This window comes from Alteromonas sp. IB21 (assembly GCF_016405965.1).
Taxonomy (GTDB): Bacteria; Pseudomonadota; Gammaproteobacteria; order Enterobacterales; family Alteromonadaceae; genus Alteromonas.
In genome coordinates this window covers 1-1,716 of the sequence record NZ_JAEFCD010000057.1, presented here as the reverse complement: position 1 = coordinate 1,716, position 1,716 = coordinate 1, and the positions used below count along the sequence as shown (strand labels likewise).

The 1,716-nt window shown below is 42.0% G+C and carries 3 protein-coding genes; all 3 read right to left on the bottom strand.

All coding sequences use genetic code 11. From position 1 onward, the window contains the following. Positions 1–329: 329 nt before the first annotated feature. Positions 330–797 carry a hypothetical protein gene (locus tag JC525_RS19670; RefSeq protein WP_198817826.1) on the bottom strand — a complete coding sequence of 156 codons (468 nt, stop codon included), beginning with the start codon at positions 795–797 and terminating at the stop codon, positions 330–332. A gap of 125 nt (positions 798–922) precedes the next feature. Further along, positions 923–1,231 (bottom strand): hypothetical protein, encoded by a 309-nt coding sequence (locus tag JC525_RS19665; protein ID WP_198817825.1) that lies wholly within the window; start codon positions 1,229–1,231, stop codon positions 923–925. 137 nt (positions 1,232–1,368) lie between these two features. Then, positions 1,369–1,716: hypothetical protein (locus tag JC525_RS19660; RefSeq protein WP_233095332.1), on the bottom strand; the 348-nt coding region annotated here is incomplete at its 5' end.

Sequence of the window (1,716 nt, the reverse complement as noted above, 5' to 3'; positions counted from 1 at the left end):
TTTTGATTTGACTGAAGCTAGCCGCCATCTGAGCTATTGAGTGTAATGGCGCTTGAGAGGTTCAACTAATAACTTGGCGATAAAGCGCCTATTACACCACCTATGAGTTATGAGCGGCGGATTTAAACCTACCACAAGCCAGAGCGATGCTAATGAAAACAGGTGAGGGCAGTTACACTGGGATTTGTATAAAGCCAAACGCAGTTTAGGCTGACGCCTTATAACGGCCCGCATAACGGGCAAAAATACGTAGGCTACAATACCAAGCGAAGCGCAGGGAGCCTACGTGTTTTTGTCCCCCGCGAGCGAAGTGAGTGTTTATGCGTTTGTTAGCCACTTTTTACCACAGCTTCAATCGCCTTAAAATTAATGCGATTTTTACCCCACGTTACAATAGAAGCCTTTTTGAATGGCGACGGCCGCGAATTAACTAAAAGACAATTTTCAAAAAAATTAATGATAATCAGCTCCCCCCAACTGCGCCAGGTGCCGCTTGTATGTGCAACGATTTTTTGCTTTTTCTCTGTAGCTAATATTTCCCACCCCTTGGAATGTGCGAGAGCTATACATTTGTCGTAATCACCTTCACCATTGGATTGAATCTTTCTGAAAGAGATATTCGCTTTATGTTTGAAATGAAAAGATATTGCCATCAAGAGAAATGGTACGACCATTATTAAGGATAGAGAGTCGAATTCTAGCATTATGAAAACATAGGCAGATAAACCTATGAAAAAAGCTGGGAGAATATAGAGAAAAAATCGATCCTGCTTTTTTATTTTATCTTCAATGTCCATAGATGTCTCGGAGTGGCTAACACCCAACTTTGGGGCAAAAGTACGTAGGCTAAAATAAGGAGCGAAGCGACGGGAGCCTACGTATTTTTGTCCCAGCGAACGCAGTGAGTGGCAACAGTTGTTTGTTATACGTTGTTACACTTACTTTCCTCATTGCTACCACTTAACTTTAGCTTAATATCCGTTACTGATGGCTTGCTATTAGCAATAGCCAAATAGGCATTAGCAATAGTGAGCGGCTCAGCACAATAGTCCACATCTAGCGTTATTGCAGAAAAGTTTAACTCTCCTAGTTGATCTTCTAATTCGATATTAGTTAATACTTCCACTGAGTTTCCAACAGAGTAAGTTGACTCTTTTACATGAATTGTAATTTCCTCATTTGCAAATGCGCAAAATGAAGTGGCTGCAAGTAATAATAAGATTAAACGCACGAGTTCTCCTTAACGTATAACTTTTCAATAACGGGCGCAGACATGTGGGGCATAATGGCGAAGCCGCCCCGCGTGTATGCGTCCCAGCGAACGTAGTGAGTGAGTTTATTGAGTTGTTAGGTTTGTGGTTAAACATCCTAGTCCTCTGGGTACTCTGACAAATAGAGTTCCAACCCCAAACGAAGCATGATTTCCATGGATTCAATCGATACTTTACCTCCACCACCCAAGGCGTCTTCCCTTGGTGAGAAGCCAATATCTGCTGAATATTCACCTGGGGATAAATTTTGATTTTCTCGCAACCAACTCTCAAGTGCTTTCATCTGATCTGGTAGTCGCCAGTTATCTGGTAAAAGCCACGCTATATGTGTGCTTTTTCCATTGTCATCTTTGTTTAAATGATCAGATATCTTAATAGGCATAAATGAAAACCTAACTTTCCAATAACGGGCGCAGACATGTGGGGCATAATGGCGAAGCCGCCC

Coding starts and splice junctions, on each gene's coding strand:
- JC525_RS19670 (WP_198817826.1), bottom strand. CDS start 797: ATGGACATTGAAGATAAAATAAAAAAGCAGGATCGATTTTTTCTCTAT.